At 38.5% G+C, this 19,178-nt stretch carries 15 protein-coding genes and 1 tRNA gene; 10 read left to right on the forward strand and 6 right to left on the reverse strand.

What is annotated here, in order from left to right; genetic code table 11:
• Window positions 1-12: 12 nt before the first annotated feature.
• From QZL88_RS08740 to QZL88_RS08755, 4 genes are read right to left on the reverse strand one after another with little or no spacing between them, the layout of a single operon-like run.
• Window positions 13-2,289, reverse strand: coding sequence for a GH92 family glycosyl hydrolase (locus QZL88_RS08740; RefSeq protein ID WP_296945043.1), 2,277 nt, complete (start codon window positions 2,287-2,289; stop codon window positions 13-15).
• 31 nt (window positions 2,290-2,320) lie between these two features.
• Complete coding sequence (locus QZL88_RS08745; protein ID WP_296940178.1) at window positions 2,321-4,603, reverse strand: FAD-dependent oxidoreductase; 2,283 nt, start codon at window positions 4,601-4,603, stop codon at window positions 2,321-2,323.
• On the reverse strand, window positions 4,596-6,266 hold the full coding sequence (locus tag QZL88_RS08750) for a sodium:solute symporter family protein (RefSeq protein WP_296940180.1): 1,671 nt from the start codon (window positions 6,264-6,266) through the stop codon (window positions 4,596-4,598). Before QZL88_RS08750 ends, QZL88_RS08745 begins: the two co-directional genes overlap by 8 nt.
• A 34-nt stretch (window positions 6,267-6,300) precedes the next feature.
• Window positions 6,301-7,416, reverse strand: a complete 1,116-nt coding sequence (locus QZL88_RS08755) for a glycoside hydrolase family 88 protein (protein WP_296940181.1) — start codon at window positions 7,414-7,416, stop codon at window positions 6,301-6,303.
• Between the two features lie 423 nt (window positions 7,417-7,839).
• Here QZL88_RS08755 and QZL88_RS08760 point away from each other — a divergent pair, with 423 nt between their 5' ends.
• Window positions 7,840-8,889, forward strand: a complete 1,050-nt coding sequence (locus tag QZL88_RS08760) for a LacI family DNA-binding transcriptional regulator (protein ID WP_296940183.1) — start codon at window positions 7,840-7,842, stop codon at window positions 8,887-8,889.
• Window positions 8,890-9,133: 244 nt separating this feature from the next.
• Here the strand turns inward: QZL88_RS08760 and QZL88_RS08765 are convergent, their stop codons facing one another.
• Together QZL88_RS08765 and QZL88_RS08770 are read right to left on the reverse strand one after the other, a co-directional pair.
• Complete coding sequence (locus QZL88_RS08765) at window positions 9,134-9,397, reverse strand: Arm DNA-binding domain-containing protein (RefSeq protein ID WP_296940184.1); 264 nt, start codon at window positions 9,395-9,397, stop codon at window positions 9,134-9,136.
• Between the two features lie 178 nt (window positions 9,398-9,575).
• Window positions 9,576-9,650: transfer RNA gene (locus QZL88_RS08770), tRNA-Val, on the reverse strand.
• 205 nt (window positions 9,651-9,855) lie between these two features.
• Here QZL88_RS08770 and dut point away from each other — a divergent pair.
• From dut to QZL88_RS08815, 9 genes are all read left to right on the forward strand, one after another.
• Window positions 9,856-10,290 carry a dUTP diphosphatase gene (gene dut / locus QZL88_RS08775; protein ID WP_296940186.1) on the forward strand — a complete coding sequence of 145 codons (435 nt, stop codon included), beginning with the start codon at window positions 9,856-9,858 and terminating at the stop codon, window positions 10,288-10,290.
• Window positions 10,291-10,313: 23 nt separating this feature from the next.
• Window positions 10,314-12,068 (forward strand): tetratricopeptide repeat protein, encoded by a 1,755-nt coding sequence (locus QZL88_RS08780; protein WP_296940188.1) that lies wholly within the window; start codon window positions 10,314-10,316, stop codon window positions 12,066-12,068.
• Complete coding sequence (locus tag QZL88_RS08785; RefSeq protein WP_296940190.1) at window positions 12,068-12,916, forward strand: DUF4292 domain-containing protein; 849 nt, start codon at window positions 12,068-12,070, stop codon at window positions 12,914-12,916. Before QZL88_RS08780 ends, QZL88_RS08785 begins: the two co-directional genes overlap by 1 nt.
• Window positions 12,913-14,196, forward strand: a complete 1,284-nt coding sequence (locus QZL88_RS08790; protein WP_296940192.1) for a peptidoglycan DD-metalloendopeptidase family protein — start codon at window positions 12,913-12,915, stop codon at window positions 14,194-14,196. The genes QZL88_RS08785 and QZL88_RS08790 overlap by 4 nt, the downstream gene beginning before the upstream one ends.
• Window positions 14,197-14,211: 15 nt before the next feature.
• Entirely contained in the window at window positions 14,212-14,979 is a 768-nt protein-coding gene (locus QZL88_RS08795) for a WxcM-like domain-containing protein (RefSeq protein WP_296940194.1), read from the forward strand.
• A complete protein-coding gene (locus tag QZL88_RS08800; RefSeq protein ID WP_296940196.1) occupies window positions 14,969-15,910 on the forward strand; it encodes a GNAT family N-acetyltransferase in 942 nt (313 codons plus the stop codon). The genes QZL88_RS08795 and QZL88_RS08800 overlap by 11 nt, the downstream gene beginning before the upstream one ends.
• A gap of 370 nt (window positions 15,911-16,280) precedes the next feature.
• Window positions 16,281-17,960, forward strand: a complete 1,680-nt coding sequence (locus tag QZL88_RS08805) for an amino acid permease (protein WP_296940199.1) — start codon at window positions 16,281-16,283, stop codon at window positions 17,958-17,960.
• Window positions 17,961-17,965: 5 nt separating this feature from the next.
• Window positions 17,966-18,706 carry a 23S rRNA (guanosine(2251)-2'-O)-methyltransferase RlmB gene (rlmB, locus tag QZL88_RS08810; protein WP_296940201.1) on the forward strand — a complete coding sequence of 247 codons (741 nt, stop codon included), beginning with the start codon at window positions 17,966-17,968 and terminating at the stop codon, window positions 18,704-18,706.
• A 24-nt stretch (window positions 18,707-18,730) separates the two neighbouring features.
• Window positions 18,731-19,108, forward strand: a complete 378-nt coding sequence (locus tag QZL88_RS08815) for a RidA family protein (RefSeq protein ID WP_296940202.1) — start codon at window positions 18,731-18,733, stop codon at window positions 19,106-19,108.
• Window positions 19,109-19,178 lie beyond the last annotated feature (70 nt).

The raw sequence follows: 19,178 nt of genomic DNA on the forward strand, positions 1-19,178 counted from the left end.
AAGGTTATACAACTAATTTTTCATTTGTTTCGTTTGCGAAAAAGGGTAAGCGTCAGGCTGTGTACCTCTTTCCTGGTTCTCTTTGTCACTCATCTCAAAATCAATAACTACTCCTTTGGATAAAGAAGAAAAAGAAATGTAGTTTTTAGAATGTTCTTTCTTATCGATTGATATAGAGTTGACATATATATTCTGCTTTGAATTTTTGGGTGCATTTACGACTACTTTATTACCATTGGCCAATGTTAGTTCTGAGTACTGAAACAGCGGACTGCCAAAAACATATTCATTTGCCGTAGGGCATAAAGGATAGAACCCTAATGCCGAGAATACATACCAAGCCGACATTTGCCCATTGTCCTCATCGCCGCAATAACCATCAGGTGTCGCTTGATATAGCCTGTCCATAACCATGCGAACCCAATATTGTGTTTTCCATGGTGCTCCATAGTTATACATATATATCATATGGTGCATGGGCTCGTTAAGGTGTGCATATTGTCCCATTTCTGCATTCTGCATTTCACGTATCAAATGAATAATACCTCTTTTGTAATATGAGATATCGTAGGTTTGAGGTTGAGAAAATACAGAATCCATCTTTTCTATAAAGTCCTGATTGCTTCCCATCAAGTTTGATAAGCCGATAGGATCATGAGGTACAAACCATGTATATTGCCAGCTGTTGCCTTCAGTAAAATGATCGCCCCAACGGTATGGGTCAAAATTCTTTTGAAATATACCCTGACTATCTTTCGGGCGCATCAACTTTGTTTCTTGATCAAATAGATTACGGTAATTAAAACTTCTATTGTAGAATATGTTAATCTGCTCATCAGGTTTGTTTAACATTTTGCTCAACTCGTAAATACAAAAATCATTATAAGCATACTCCAGCGTGCGCGAAACATTTTGGTTTATTCCTGTATCAAATGGAATAAAGCCCATAGAGTTATACTCTTTTGCTCCTAGCCGTCCCAACGAACTTATTTTTTCATTGCTTTCTCTAGTATTTTTCATAATTGCTTCATACAACAGGTCAATATCAACATTGGTGATACCTTTCATATATGCATCTGCAATTATTGAAGAAGAGTGAGAGCCAATCATACAATCTCTGTGTCCCGGGCTTATCCATTCGGGTAACCATCCGCTCTGTTGGTAGATGTTGGTCATACTGTGCAATACTTCTTCTACAATCTGAGGATATAGTAAGTTCATAAAAGGGAATTGTGCTCTGAACGTATCCCAGAAGCCATTGTCTGCATACATGTAGCCTTCATGAACCTTCCCTGTATAGGGGCTGTAGTGTACGACCTTACCCTCGCTATCTATTTCATAGAATTTTCTGGGAAATATTAGCATTCGGTAAAGACATGAGTAAAATGTCTTATATTGATCATCGGTACCTCCCGAGACTTTGACTTTTGACAATTCTCTGTTCCAGATATTATAGGCTTTCTCTTTCGTTTCATCAAAACCAGCATTTCCTATTTCTTTCAGGTTTATATTGGCCTGCTCAAAACTTATATAAGATGAAGAGACTTTCACATTTAATTTTTCGCCTTCTTTCATTTCAAAATGCAGTATAGTACCTACATGGTTATCTTCAATTTCTAATTTGTTATCATACAAGGTATCTTTACTCCATACAGCTCCATCTCTTAGGGGTTTGTCAAACTCCATTACAAAATAATTTTTGAAGTTACTTGGAGCCCCTCCGCTTTTTGTACTCGAATAACCTATAATTTTTTTATCGTCCTTTAGTATCTTGACATATGATCCCTTATTGAAAGCATCTACAACCAAAAACGCACTGTCAGGATGAGTATATGATATGCGAAAACAGGCAGCGCGCTCTGTTGGCGTTACCTCAACATGGGCCTGATGATCTGCCAGATACACAGAGTAATAATGAGGTTTTGCGATCTCTGTCTTATGCGAGTACCAACTCTTTCTTTTTTCTTGAACAAACTGTTGTTTATTGCTAACCGGCATTAGGGAAAACTGCCCATAATCGCCAATCCAGAGACTAGCTTGATGAGTTTGACGGATACCATATAAGTAATTGTTCTGGTATGCATACTGAAAATTGTCCCCCACTTTACCTGTATGCGCAGACCAATTGTGCATGGCAAAAGGCATACATACAGCCGGGTACGTATTGCCTGCCGAAAGTTCCATTTTAGACATTGTACCCACCAACGTGTTGACGTAGTCTACCGGATTAATCTGTTGCGCATATGCGAGATGTGGCATAATCAATAGAAATAAAAGAATTCTTCTCATCATTTTTATTCTTGTTTTAGACATTCTATATCTAGTTGATAGTTATATAATATACACTTACCGGAATATTGATTTGAGGATTATCCAACTCGATAGTGATAGAACTAGTTTTTATTTTTTCTCCCAATTTGATAACATTGATAGTCTGATAGTTTTCTATTTTTTCGTAAATAATATTTCCTGTCTGATCTTTTATCCTGTAGTTCTGTACACAAAAAGGGATTATATTTTCAGGATGCCCCATTTGCACAGATTCCAGAGCATGGTCATAGTCTGTATCGAAATAGAGGGTTATGCTATTTATTTCTTTCTCCGACTCCCACAATACACTCATACACACTTCTTTATCCGAAATATCAGAAGCCCATGCATTAGGTTGGTTTGTCGGTCTGATCAGCCCTTCCAATAAATTTTCTTTTCCAAAAGTTTTCAATGCCGGTACAATCTTCATAGCAATATTATGCCCTTGGGGACGCCTATCCGGACACCAGAATTCAAAAGATTCTATTCCTGAATCGGGAGGAGCAATTTGTGCACCGTTATTATTCACTGCATAATTAAATTTATTGAAGACAGAGACAATTCCGGAGAAACGATCTTCACTCATTTCTATTTTTGCTTTATCATTTTTCAGAAAAGTAAGGAAACCGTACTGATCATTCGGCAGCCCTTTATTAAAAATCAGCTTTATACTCTGTTTCCCTTCAACTAATTCTATCGATAATTTATCTACAACTATATCAGGTGTATAATTATTTATCTTTGACGAACAACGCAGTTCAACTTCAAGTATAGTTTCTTCAGCCGCATCGACCTGTATTTCAAAGGAGTAACATTGTCCTTTCTTTAGCGGAAGCATCTGAGCTACAGAATAATCCAGATTTATCCATATTCCTGCTTCCCGTATTCGATCTAATATCAATTCGCTGGATACAGAAATATTGGCAGAGGCTAAAAGATTGTTCTGATTTTCTATTCTTGTATTAGGTATACTTTGCCCGATAATATTTAGTTGTTGTTGTAGTTCTTTGATTTCTTTGATGTCAATTATATCTTTAGGCTTTAAACCCTTTTTTATACATTGCGCGGCGGCAATTCCAACAGCCTGCCCCCCGAAAGCAGAGGTTGCCATTACCCGACTCGAACCATGAGCTACATGTGAAGAGCTGATATTACGCCCCGCAAAGAAGAGATTCTCTATATCCTTGCTGACAAAACATCTGTAAGGAATTTCATACACACCTTTGGAATGATATTGGATGCATCCGCCTTTTTCGCTATAGACTCCATCTGCCGGATGAAGGTCTATTGCCCAACCTCCAAATAAAACAGCATCGTCGTGATGCCTTTGCTCCATTATATCTTGTTGGACAAGAGTATAAAGCCCAACAAAACGCCGGCTTTCTCTCTTCCCCGGTATAGTGCCCACCCATTCAAGAGTCAAATTATCTGCTTCTGGAAACTTGCCCGAATTTTTTATATAATCCCATACTCCACATACTATACTCCATAATTCCCATTTTATTTTTTCCGTATCATGGATGGTATCCAAACGTCCACCATACTCAAGCCACCAAAATTTACAGCCATGCTGGCCTGAATTGATATTACCAAAACGAGGAATTTTCTTTATATCTTTCAATGCATAAGATGGTGCTACATATTTTATAGGATTACCTACGTTTTTTGTGTAGAAATAAAGGGAATGCCCCAGAAGTTCTCCGTATTCGCTAGTGTCTGGTGCAAATTTTTCATTATACTCTAATTTATCCTCTGCACCCATCCTATATGCTGCACCTGCCTGATATGCAACTATACCATCACCTGAAGCATCGCAAAATAAGGTACCTGCAATTTCGTATCTTATGGAATTTTGACTATTAAAAGCCAAAACAGCAGAAACCCTATTTTTCTCTGATTTTATTGTTTCATAAACAGAGGTGTTCAGTAATAGTTGGATGTTAGATTCTTGTTGTACTTTGTCTAGAAGAATTGTATCAAAAATGACAGGATTGCCTTCTTTATTTTTGTATAAATTTTCCAATAAAATTTCATCGATGATCCCTCCTTCTCTAGACCATCTATTGTTACTACCCATATGCGATGTTGCACCTAATACCCATAGTCTGACTTCACTTGATGCATTGCCTCCTAGTACAGGTCTATCTTGAATCAATACTACCTTTATTCCGGCTCTTGCTGCGGCAATGGCTGCACAGACTCCGGATAAACCTCCACCTACAACGACCAGATTTGTAGTCAGTGTAAGTTTTTTCAGGTTTCGTTTATCTTGATTGAAATCTTCTTTAATCATTTTTACTTTTCTTTTTAATTATAAAAATGCCCAGTAAAGCAAACACACATCCGGTGGTTATAACTAATACTCTGCTCGAGTCGGACATACCACCCAACAATGCCACTCCAATCCCCGTGAATAGTACTCCATAACCAATTACTTTCCTACTGAATTGATTATCATTCTTTCTCTCTTCAATTTCTTCTTCATTTATATTGGATACCTTTGTTTGATTCTTTGATTCCCATGACAAATAAGAGTTATACATAGGTGATGTCTGTTTTTTAAGAATGTAGTACACTTCGAAAACAATCATACACAGAATGGGGAAGCTGACCCCAAGTAGCATCTCCTGTTCTCTATTTAAAGTGAAATTAAAAAGAGGGGCTACAAATTTGAATATTCCATTAACAACTAAACTTATTACAGTTGTAGATACTGTTGACACCTTTGTCTGTCGTTTAGAGAACAATGTCCAGATAACAGGTAAGTATAAAGGAACTCCGGTCAGAGCAGCCAAACTTATAACGACATTTACTACCCCGCCCATCATAGGTATTAGTAATGCGATTAGAATAGTTAAAATCCCAAAAGCGATTGTAGATAGACGGGCTACCTGCATCAATGTCTTATCCGAACTATCAGGCTTAAGCCTTTTGAATATATCGTTTGTAACAACACCTGATGATATATTCAGCTTTGAATTGAGAGCACTTGTTGTTGCAAAAATCATCCCTCCTATCATCAAACCCAATATACCATGCGGAAGTACATCTTTGCACATCATTAGATATGCTCCTTCTGCCTCTACATCGGAGAGACTCCCATTGTACATTTTGTAGACCATTGGAGGCAGCATCCATAGGATTGGGCTGATTATGTAAAGCACTCCAAACATCCAACCTACTTTTTGGGAATCAGCTTGGGTTTTTACACATGTATATCGTTGTACATATGCCCAATTTCCTCCTAAAAATATAGTGTTATATATAGTAAATGCAATTATAAAACCGAGGGTGTATTCTCCATTCAGAAAATTAAAGAACGAATCGGGAGCTTTACCCACAAAGTTGGTTATACCTCCTATTTCCTCTAGAGAGAGAGGTACCACGATAACTACAGCGGCTGTGAGTATTACAAATTGTAAAATATCTGTTGATATTACGGCCCACAGTCCTCCTGCCGAAACATATAATATGCAAAAAGCACCTAGTAATAGGATACATAAGTTCAGGGGTAAAGCTGTTGACACTTCCAATATTTTAGCAACAGGATATAAGAATGATGCTGTCAGAAAAAGTGATATAAACAGGAATAAATAAGTGTATATTTTTTGGGTAGAAACCCCCAACCGTTTATTTATATATTCGGCAACGGTCAATGCTCCTGTCTTGTGCCAACGAGGTGCGATCAGTGTCCCAACAACAAAACCGGCTATAGCCATTGTCCATTGTATGGTAACAGACACCCACCCATGTGAATAGGCTATTGATCCCCAAACAACAAACGTTCCGGCAGAGAAAAACCCCATAAAGAGAGATAATCCACTCATGCTCCAAGGCATCGCTCCTCCTCCGGCAAAGAATGATTTCATATTTTTCCCTTGTTTTGAAAAGGACATCCCAACAAGAATTATTCCCAAGGAAAATATTACAATGGTAATAATATCAATAAAAGTCATAAGGTTATTATAGTATTAGAATAAAGCAATCTTTTTATTTTTTTAATTTAATTACTTCGCTTGCAGCCAGTAGGAACGCTCCCGGACCATAGCTTTCACTACTACTGTCTGCTGAAAATTTTGCTTGCGGTGAATCGGTTATTGGCTGTACCCATCCTACTCGTCCTTCGTCGTTCACACATTGTATCAATGCGATCCAACTCTTTTTTACAACAGGAAGGTAAGATTCATCTAATAGTCCGTTATTGATTCCCCAAGCCAAAGCATAACAGAAAAAAGCAGAGCCACTTACTTCGCCGTTCGAGTAAGATTCAGTATCTAATAAACTTGTACGCCACAATCCATCTTCAGGCTGTAGTTTAGCTATACGGGCTGCTATTTCCTTAAATAGTTGTTCATAAAAAGGTCTTTCTTTATAGGTAGACGGGAGATCTGTCAAAACAAGGGCTAATCCTCCCATTACCCAACCATTTCCGCGTGACCAAAAGATAAGTTCTCCATTTTTTTCGCGGCGCGTGCTGCCATCTTCTTTGATTACATAATTTAAGTCACGGGCAAAAAGAGATTCTTCTTTATTGTACAGCAAGTCATAACATTCTTTATAATAAATATCATTGAAAGCTAAATAACTTTTATCACTGGTTTCTTTGGTTAACTTTACAAAAACAGGAGGTACCATAAATAAGGCATCGCACCACCACAATTTAATCTTTTCAATATCCTTTTTTGAAGGATAAGGTTTAGCTACAAATTTGTTAATCACATCAATAGTCGGTTGTATCATTGCGATTTTCTTTTCTTTGTGATATAGATCTAAGTATGTTTGACAAATAGCTATATCATCGGCATGAAACCAACGGTTATAAGGTTTCCAATTCTGACTATCACCCATACCCATTAAAGCCTGATAAAGAGACTTGTTTTTTGTTGTTTGCCAGGCCGAGAAAAGACCTGAATAAAAAGTGGCATTTGTCCAATGTCTCATATCTCTCTCCGAAGGATTATTTAACTGCCAAAGTGAAACTTTTTCGATTTTATCTTTAATATACTTTTTGCTAAATACATCCTTGTTATAAGATCCTTGAGCGAATGTTGTGATGCAGAATAATAGCAATATGAATTGCATGCTTAATTTTTTAACTGATTTCATAATGGTAATATTTAATATCTCTTTATAAGGTTATATTCAATAGTGAGTTTTTATTATTTTGATTTAATTACTTCGTCACCAGGCAGAAAAAGCGCTTCTGCACCATAGGTTGCCTAGTTACCTCTAGCAAAAAATGGTATCATATTTTTCTTTTTTGGAAAATGATATCCCGACAAGCCTTATTTATATGGAAAATATTATAATGGTATTAACATCAAAAAAGGTCATAAGGTTATTTATAGTACTAGAAAAAACGACTCATTTACTCAATATCAAATTTAGGGCTATTTATGTAATGTTTGCAACATAATTAACCAATATCGTCGGGAACGTTTGCGGGAACGTTCCCATAAAAAGCAAAAGTTAAATCTCAAGGATTAATGAATTAAAAATTATAATTTTGAGAGAAACAAAGTATTTATTATGACCAAAACACGAATAACAATAAAAGATATAGCAAAGGAATTGAGAATTTCGACTTCTACTGTTTCAAGAGCTTTAGCAGACCGATGGGATGTAAACCCTGAAACAAAAAAAGCAGTTTTGGACTTGGCAAAAAGATGGAACTATAAGCCAAATCCTATGTCAAAAAGATTGCAAGAGCAACATTCGAAGCTGATTGGAGTTGTTGTGCCAGAATTTATTAATTCTTTTTTTGCAGAGGTTGTCATTGGCATCGAGAGCATATTACAACCTGAAGGATTCAATATCTTACTAATGCAGTCTAATGAATCTCATACAAGTGAACTAAATAATCTTAATATTCTTGAAGGACAAATGGTCGATGGTATAATCGTATCGGTTTGCCACGAAACAAAAAACTCAAAGAAATACGCTGCGCTTCAGGCGAATAATTATCCTATCGTTTTTTTTAATCGTATTTGTACCAATATTGTAGCTCCTAACGTAATTATAGATGATTATAAATGGGCTTATAAGGCTGTGGAGCATCTTATAAAGCAAGGGGCTAGACGTATAGCTCATCTTGCCGGCCCTGAAAGTCTTACTGTCTCAAAAAGCAGGAAGAGAGGATATTGCGATGCACTAAAAGATTATGACATCCCTATTGATGAAGAATTGATAATTCCATGCGGACTGAAAATGGAAAGGGGAATAATGGCTGCTTATAAACTTTTGGAGATGGAGGAAAAACCCGATGGAATTTTTGCATTTAACGACCCGACAGCTATTGGAGCAATGAAAACTATGCAAAAATGCGGATATAAAATTCCTATTGACATTGCTGTTGTTGGATTTACTCAATCTAGAATGGCAATGATTATAGAACCCAATTTGACAAGTGTGGAACAACCAACTTTTGAAATGGGTAAAGTTGCTGCAGAATTGATGCTGGAGCAGATAAGAAATGGAAATGAGGAAACAATTTCATCGAGAACAGTAACCCTCGATGCTATCTTTAATATTAGAGAATCTTCTTTGAAAAAATTGAAAAAACAGCAGATGCTAAAATAAATCATGAAATATCATCACTATGTAAAATGAAATAGTCACGATTTAATCTAAATATGTCTGGGTAATCTTTTCAGAACTATGCCCTAAAGATTCAGAAATAATAGAATAGTTTTTAAATTCTTGTTTATATGTCCTGTGTATTTGTAAATAGGATTAAACTTCTGTATTGCTGTTATATGTATTTTCTTATTTAAAATAGGAAAAATATAATCGTATTCCGATTTATCTGCATCATAGTATTTGTTTATAATATTTTTTGCTTCACCCTGTTATAGGTTCTCTTTGTAGATTCGATAAGAGTAGATGCTGTAAATTCTTTGTCTTTTGCTTTCAGTTCTAATATTTGCTTTTGATATTCCATCTGCTTATCTAGAATAGTCTTCTTAATATAGTCGATATTGGGACAATTGAATTTTGGTACATCCTTTTTAAAGTCCCAATATTTGGGATCCAAAGATATGCCAAGACTAAGATATTTCACCTTTCCTTGCTTGCAAATACGTAGCATAATTGGATGTTCTCCGTTTTTAATGTCTTTGACTTGTAACAAACCGCATTAATAGTAGCATTCATAATGGTTTTTCGGTTTAAGTCTTGGTTTAAGTCTGACTTTAAAAACCATAGAAAAATAGGAGAGTATAAAAAGAAAAAGACTCACGATTCTCCGTAAGTCTTTAATTTTAAAGTGGGCGTTGACGGATTCGAACCGCCGACCCTCTGCTTGTAAGGCAGATGCTCTGAACCAGCTGAGCTAAACGCCCTTGTTGAGGTTGCATTTTCTCTCAAATGCGATGCAAAGATATAGCTTTTTTCAATATTACAAAACATTTGAAATCTTTTTTTGAAAAATATTTTGAAACGAAATGACTTCAAGCATTTTAAAATCTTAATTTTTATCAATTAGCTAAGTAGATTGCAAAGATTTAACTAATTTCGCAGCAACTATAAATATATGACTTTAAAACGATGAACATAAAAATTATAAATAAATCACATCATCCACTACCCGAATATGCGACACCTTACTCTGCCGGAGTAGATCTGAGAGCAAACATTACAGAACCTGTAACATTGAAGCCGCTGGAACGGACTCTTATTCCGACTGGTCTGTATTTGGAATTACCTCAAGGATATGAAGCGCAAATACGTCCCCGCAGCGGTTTGGCTTTCAAGCATGGACTAACAGTATTAAATTCCCCCGGGACTATCGATGCAGACTACCGTGGAGAAATCCGTGTCATCCTTGTCAACTTATCAAATGATGAGTTTGTTATAAATGACGGTGAGCGCATTTGCCAAATGGTTATAGCTTCACATGAGCAAGTACTTTGGGAAGAGGTGGAGACAATTAACGAAACGGAGCGCGGAGCCGGAGGCTTTGGCCACACAGGAAAACAGTAATATTCAGAAACGTCATTTTTGATATGCATAAAAAAGCACGTGTTTTTTATTTAATCTTACTTGTCATCGCAGGCAATCTTCCGTCTTTTGCTCAAAGCAGTCAAATTTCCAGTCCAATTGCAGAGAAGCTTTCTGTTGACGACAGTCGTAAATTCGACTACTTCTTTTATGAGGCAATGAATGCCAAAGCCACCAATCAATACGATGCGGTTTTCGACTATCTCAAATACTGTATGGCTATCGATTCTACAAATGCAAACGTATTATATGAGCTAGGCAATTACTACAATTCCATCGAAAGCAAAAATAAGGCTATAGATTATTATCGCAGGGCCACAGTATACGATAGCGACAACCATTACTATAATATGGCATACGGAAGCATGTGTCTCGAGTTTAAACAATATAGCGATGCCATAGAACAATTCGAAAAATTAGTAGCCAAAGATCCCGACAATACGGATTTATACATCTATCTATCGGAATCGTACCGTATGGACGGAAATTTCAAAAATGCCATATCGACACTGGATAAACTGGAACAGATAGTGGGGATGAACGAAAAAATAAGCCTCCAGAAATACCAGCTATATACGATGATGAAGCAAGAGAAACAGGCCTTTGCTGAAATACAGAAATATATAGACAAATATCCGCAGGAAATCAAATATCAGATTCTTCTCGGAGATTTGTATTTACAGGCTGGAAAAACGCAGGAAGCATACATGGTATACAGCCGTGCCAAATCCATTGATCCTGATGATCCCTACCTCATTTCATCTATGGCCGAATACTATCAGCAGACAGGAAATAAGGATGCTGCAGAAAACGAATTGCACATTGCTCTTGTTAGCCCAAAAATGGACATCGATACCAAACTATCCATCCTTGCACAGTACGTAGGCACTTTGCAAAGAACTCAAAAAGATACGCAGGCAGCTAACGCCTTGTTCGATACACTGATGATACAGCATCCGCAAGAACCGAAACTCAACCTGATGTATGGCAACCTGTTGATGATGCAGAATAAAAAAGAGGAATCCCGTTTTCAATATCAGCTGTTTGCTGAAGCTAATCCTACAAATCCTGTTGGATGGGAACAGATGTTGTATACCACTTTCCCTGACAGCATCGATTTATCCATAAAAGTATGTGAACAAGCACTCACCTATATCACCGACCAACCACAGTTCTATTTCTATTTGGGAGTATCTCAATATATGAAAGAGAATTATAAGGACGCACTCGATGCTCTGCAAAAAGGAGTTGTATATGTAGATGAGAACAATACAAAGCTTCTGGCCGACTTCTACGGACAGATAGGAGACCTTTATTATCAGATAGAAAAACGCGATAGCGCATTTGCTATCTACGATAAGGCTCTTTCCTACGATCCTAATAACCTGGGTGTACTGAACAATTATAGTTATTATTTGTCTTTAGTAAAAAAAGATCTCGACAAAGCGGAACGAATGAGCAGTATCACTGTAAAGGCCGAACCATCGAACCCAACATATCTGGATACATATGGCTGGGTATTATTTGAACAGGGAGCTTATACCATCGCTAAAATTTATATCGAGAATGCGATAAAATACAGCGAGGAAAAGAAAGAAGATGTCAGTGCCGAAGTACTGGAACACTACGGCGATGTATTATACAAAACGGATGAACCCGAAAAAGCCTTGGAATATTGGGAGAAAGCAAAGGAAAAAGGGGGTAGCAAGTCCAAAACATTGGAAAAGAAAATAGAAACGAAAACTTTTATTGCTGAATAATGAGACTAAACGGATTAAATAAAATAGCTGTACTACTGTTCATCATATCCGCATTATTTGCAGGAAGCAGTTGTAAATCAAAAAAAATAATTACCACAGGTGGGACTCTGGAAGAAAAGTCCCATAATCGTATAATTGAAGATGCATTATCCTCGGAAGTCAATTTCAAGACATTAACAACTAAAGGGAGTGTCGAATTCAAGGCCGGAAATTCTTCTCAAAAAGTACCTGCTGTATTCAAAATAGTAAAGGATAGCATCTTACAAGTATCGATTCGTATCCCGATCCTTGGAGGGGAAGCCATGAGGCTGACTATCACTCGCGACAGCATTTTCATGGTAGACAGGATGAAAAAGCAATATATTGCAGAACGTTTCAAAGATTCGAAAGCTATAGCCGGTTTCGACTTTAACTTTTATAATTTACAGGCTTTATTCACCAACAAATTATTTATTCCGGGCAACAGGGAAGTAACCGAGAAAGACTTTCAGAAGTATGATATATCATCAGCAAACGATGTATACATGCTAAAGACAAAAGGAAAAGGCGATTTGTTATACAACTTTGCTGTAGACGCCACCAACCATGTGGCATCAACATTGATCTACAATGAAAAGAAAAAGATAACCCTGCAATGGTCTTACAACGATTTCATCAAAGACAACAATCTGGTATATCCGACTAATATGCAGGCTAAGGTCGATGTTGCAAAAAGGCGTGTCGACATTAATATCACATATGACAAATTGGAAATAGACAAGAGTTTCAGCATAGATAATTCCATATCATCTAAATATACCAAAGTGGATTTCTCTGATCTTATAGGCACATATATCAAAAAGAAATGAGAGTAGCAGCTTTTCTCTTTATTCTCCTTATCAGCATTTGTTCTTTCGCTCAAAATTCGAAAATAAAAGAACTCGAACAGCAAAGGAAGAACGCCCTGCGTGAAATATCGAACACCGACAAACTGCTGAAAGAGACTAAAAGAAGCACCACTACCTTGCTGGACAGAATACAGCTTATATCCAACCAGATATTCTCACGGCAAAAAGTATTAGACCTTCTGGGACAAGAAATAACAGGTATAAATGTAGAGGAAAAACGGATCGAAGCCGAAATAACGATACTTGAAGCCGAACTTAAAGACAAGCAGAAAAACTACTCGAAAGCTATTGACGGAATGCTTCAGAACCGCCAAAGTGAGAATAAAATGCTTTTCGTACTCTCCGGGAAATCTTTGACAGAATCGTACCGGAGGCTCCGTTACCTACGCGATTACTCGGAATGGAGAAAAGAACAGGCCACAGAAATTAAAGATAAAAGTGCGAAATTAAAAGAGCGGAAAGAAGCGCTAATAAAAACAAAACAAGAGAAAACGGCCTTATTAGGGCAACGTAATACCGAACAGGAAAACTTAAAGAAGGAAGAAACAAACTACCAGACAGAAGTAAGTGAAGCACAAAAAAAGCAAAAAGACCTGCAAAAAATACTGACTCAAAAACGCCAGCAGGCGGAAGCCCTCGACAGACAGATAGCTAAACTGATAGCAGAAGAGGTTGCCCGTCAGGAGCGGGAAGCAAAACGCATTGCAGCTGAAAAAGCCCGCGCCGAAGCAGCAAAAAGGACCTCGAAGAAAAGCGGATCTGGTACTACCACTGTGACACCTCCTAAAGAGGATGCAGCTAAAGTCGTAGCAACACCCGAAAACATAGCTTTATCAAACAACTTCGCTTCGAACAGGGGAAGACTCCCTTACCCTATAACAGGCAATTATACCATAACCACACGATTCGGTTCTCATCAGCATAGCCGTTTCGTTACCACATCGAGCAGCGGGATAGATATACAGTCGCAATCGGGAGCCGAAGCCAAATCCGTATTCAACGGCGAAGTGACTTATGTAGCAGCCATACCGGGATACAACACCTGTATTATTGTGCGTCACGGAAACTACTATACATTCTACGGAAATATACAAAGTATATATGTAAAGCAAGGCGACAAGGTAAAAACAGGCCAGTCGCTCGGCAAAGTATATACAGATGCGGATACAGGCCTTTCGCAACTGCATTTCCAGTTGTGGCAGGGGACCAACAAACTCAATCCTGAGCCTTGGTTGAGATAAAGTAACCGGATTGCTATGAAAAGAGAACAATTCATCGAATTACCGGGAGTCACGGATCAAAGGGGAAGTCTCTCTTTCATCCAAGCCGGAGATCATATTTCTTTCCCTATTTCGTCTATCTGTTGGAAATATGACAGTCAGCACAATGACAGCGATATACATAAAGCCCAGGATAAGATAATAGTGGCTTTATCGGGAAATTTTACCATTTTGCTTGATAATGGAAAAGATGAACGAAGCTACATTCTAAACAATCCGTCTCAGGGCCTTTATATTCCAGCCCTAGTGAGTTGCAGGCTTGAAGGCTTTTCACCTGACTCCGTATATCTGATTATTTCATCAGCGCCTTCTACTGCCGGGCTATCCGGTGAAACAGAGAAAAATCAGTTAAAGACATTCTCTGTAGAAGATTGTACACTCATTAAGTTTCCACTGGTACAAAATAGCGCCGAAAATATTCCGTTCGATATAAAACGTATATTTTATATATATGATATCCCATCGGGGCAAACAAGGGGTATGCATGTCCATAAATATTGCCACGAAGTATTGGTTGCAACAAGCGGTAGCTTTCAGGTAGAGTTGGATGACGGAACCAATAAGAAAATAGTATTACTCGACCGACCTGATCAGGGACTGTATATACCACCTGGCATATGGGCAACAGAAACAGAGTATTCGTCCGGAGCTGTTTGTCTTGTTTTGGCCTCTGATGTATATGACGCGGAAAATTATATACATACCTATTCGGAATTTAAAAAATACCGGCAGCATGAAAATTAAGCTTTATAGTTCGGAATATAAGGACGCATGGGATAAATTTGTACGCACCTCTAAAAATGGTACATTTCTTTTCTATCGCGACTTTATTGAATACCATGCCGACCGTTTCAGAGATTACTCCCTGATGTTTTATCTGAACGATGTTTTGGTGGCTTTAATGCCTGGGCATATGAAGGATAGGATATTTTATTCGCACAAAGGGCTTACATACGGAGGTCTTATTATGGGTGATAAGACTACTGCTGCAAATGTACTTTCCATATTCGAGTATCTTACAACGACATTCCGCCATCAGGGAATCAGGAAGATTATATATAAGGCTATTCCGCATATCTATCATATTCGTCCTGCCGAAGAGGATTTATACGCGTTGTTCAGATATAAGGCGACACTCACATCATGTAATATATCTTCTACCCTATTACTTGCGGACAGAACAAAATTTTCGGACTTGCGTAAACGGGGTGTAAAAAAAGCTCAAAAGAACAATTTGTCCGTAAAAAAGACTACAGATTATTCCGGTTTCTGGCAAATACTTTCCCGGAATCTGAAAGATAAATACGAAACAGAGCCTGTTCATTCTTTAGCGGAAATTAATTATCTGAAAAGTAAATTTCCACGTAACATACATCTGTTCACTGTCGGGAATACAGATAGTAGCATAATAGGCGGCTGCCTTGTCTTCGAGACAGAAAGAGTAGCACACGTCCAGTATGTAGCAGCAACGGAGGAAGGTAAAAGACTCGGAGCGACAGATTTGGTTATCGACCATATAATAAATACAGCATTCGCTCACAAAACATACTTCGATTATGGCACATCGACAGAAAACGGCGGCTGGCACCTGAACGAAAACCTGATACACCAAAAGGAAGGATTTGGGGCACGGGGAACTGTATATAATATTTATACGATTGATTTATCTATATAGTGTGGCTGATCGTTTTCAGCCGATAGCCGGCTCTTTGATATTCTGTATTTACATTTAAGATTCAATGTTTAAGGATTTAAAAATTGATTAGAAAAGTAAAGTAAAAGTGTAACCTTTGTTACCTTTTTAAAGTAGTAAGTATTGAGTTAATAAGTAAAGGTATTCTAATTGTTGACTGTTAACTGAATCATGTGTTACCTTTGTTACCTTTTTGAGTCTTTTCCTTTTGGGAGAGATTTTTAAACACACAAAAAAGAGTAATACAGAGTTTTCAGAAAAATAGTAACAATAAGAAATTATGTAAAAGTGTCAAGTTTGTCAACTTTTATAATGAATAGAAAACTCTCTTTAGAATTATCACATAAACGAAATGAGTTTAAATTCCTTTTTTAGAAAAAAAAATATCGATAGTATATCCGGAGATGGAGACTCTATCGGGTCGGGAATGAAAAGAGTATTGGGCGTAAGAGACCTTACTCTTTTCGGTATAGCCGCCATTGTAGGCGCAGGCATTTTCAGTACTATCGGGCGGGCGGCATTTCACGGAGGCCCGGCGGTATCGCTTCTCTTTGTATTTGTGGCTATCGCCTGTGTGTTTACAGCCTTGTGTTACGCACAATTTGCATCCATGATCTCAGTCAGTGGCAGCGCCTATACCTACACATATGTATCATTGGGCGAAATATTCGCGTGGGTGATCGGATGGGCGTTGATACTGGAATATGCCGTATCGAATATGGTAATTGCCATCTCCTGGTCGGAATATTTCACTACCCTGCTCGAAGGTTTCGGCATCATGTGGCCCGACTGGCTTGGCATTGGGTATTCGACAGCCTATAAAGCATATAATATAGTATCGCAAGGTGTAACAGATTTACCATACCACACCATCAAAGCAGCGCAGACATACCAGAATGCGCCCGAGCTTTTCGGCACAAAAATACTGATAAACCTACCCGCCGGATTAGTGGTTACAGCCCTTACATTCCTTGTCTTTATAGGCATTAAGGAATCCAAGTTTGTGAACAACCTCTTGGTGTATCTCAAAATCGGCATCATACTATTAGTCATCGGAGTAGGGGTCTTCTTTGTAAAACCCGAAAACTGGTCGCCATTCGCACCAAACGGGCTGCAAGGAGTGCTCGGAGGAGTCGCTGCTGTATTCTTCGCCTTTATCGGATTCGATTCTATATCTACCACTGCCGAAGAAAGTAAAAATCCGCAACGGGATATGCCCCGTGCCATGCTCTACTGCCTGGGTATCTGCACCATACTTTATGTAACGATAGCGCTGGTACTGACCGGAATGGTCAACTACAAAGAATTAGGTGTGGACGATCCTCTTGCGTACGTATTTCAGGTGGTGAATATGGACTTTGTAGCAGGCGTTATTTCCGCTACTGCAATTATTGCGATCACAAGCGCCATCCTTGTCTTTCAGATAGGGCAGCCTCGCATATGGATGAATATGAGCCGGGATGGTCTCCTTTGGCCTAAGTTTGGAAAGATTCACCCGAAATATAAGACTCCTGCTTTCTCTACTATTATCACGGGAATAGTTGTCTGTATACCGTCGCTGTTTCTGGATATGCAGTTTGTTGTAGACCTTACCAGTGTGGGCACATTCTTTGCTTTCATCCTTGTATGTGCGGGAGTGTTGTTCCTCGATCATAAAGGAGACAGTAAAAAGGCGAAATTCAAGGTGCCTTATATAAATGGACAGTATATCATTTTCATATTACTCATAGTTGCCGTATATTTGTTCGTCAGTAAGACGGATTTCCTGACAGTCATAAGCGAAAAACCGCTATTGATCGTTTTCTGGGCTGTGTGGCTGGGATTATCGGCAGCGGCATTCAAGTATAAGTTTTCACTATTGCCTGTAATGGGGATTCTTACCAACTTATACCTGATGACAGAGCTTGGCTGGTCCAACTGGGTCATGTTCATCATCTGGCTGGCAATAGGATTAGTCATATATCTGGGATACGGATATCACAAGAGTAAACTGGCTACTGCTAAAACAGTGGCAACACATATAAAAGAATAAGAAGAATGAAGGAAAAGGAAATGATTTTCGGCATACGTGCTGTTATAGAAGCGATCGAAGCCGGAAAAGAAATAGATAAGGTAATAATCAGGCGTGAACTACAAGGCGACTTGTCGAAAGAACTACTCACCCTGCTCAAATCTCATGATGTTGCCGTGCAACGCGTGCCAAACGAACGGTTAGACAGATTCACGCGCAAAAACCATCAGGGTGTTATCGCGTTCCTTTCGGCCATCACTTACGAAAAAATTGAAGATATAGTTCCTTTCCTTTACGAAAACGGAAAAGATCCCTTTATCCTCGTACTGGACGGCATTACCGATGTCCGCAATTTCGGGGCTATTGCCCGTACCTGCGAAGTGGCAGGCGTTAATGCGATTGTTATTCCGGCAAAGGGGAGCGTAACCGTAAATGCGGATGCGGTAAAAACATCGGCAGGAGCATTACTCAAAATTCCGGTTTGCAAAGAGCCGAATCTCACTTCTGCAATTCAATTCCTGAGAAACAGCGGAATAAAAGTTGTGGCAGCCAGCGAAAGAGGAGCAGATATCTACACCGAGATAGATTATACAGGCCCCATAGCCTTTGTGATGGGTGCTGAAGATACCGGTGTGGCGAACGAAAACCTGCGCATAGCCGATAATCTGGTAAAAATTCCTCAATTCGGCACTATCGGCTCACTGAATGTATCTGTGGCCGCGGGGGTGCTCATCTATGAAGTTATCCGCCAAAAGGGTTTAAAATAAGACAAAATCTTAAAATATAAAACGATGAAGAAAGTAATAGCCACTGATAAGGCTCCAGCGGCAATCGGCCCATACAGCCAGGCAATAGAAATAAACGGATTAATATTTATTTCGGGACAGTTACCGATCGATCCTGCTACCGGAGATTTTCCCTCGGAAGACATTAAGGAACAAACAGCGCAATCCTTCGCAAATATCAAAGCCATACTTGCCGAAGCAGGACTTACGACAGATAATATAGTAAAAACAACTGTATTATTGAATGATATAGCAAACTTTGCCGGGATGAACGAAGTGTATAACGCCCAGTTTACCGGAACATTTCCCGCCCGCTCGGCCTTTGCAGTAAAGGATCTTCCGAAAGGCGCATTGGTAGAGATAGAAGTTATTGCTGCTCGCTAATCGCTGAATAAAAAACAATATAAATAAAATATCCTTTTGATTATTGCGTTTCTCATTTTGTAGAAACTCA

This window comes from uncultured Dysgonomonas sp., from assembly GCF_900079725.1.
Classification (GTDB): domain Bacteria; phylum Bacteroidota; class Bacteroidia; order Bacteroidales; family Dysgonomonadaceae; genus Dysgonomonas.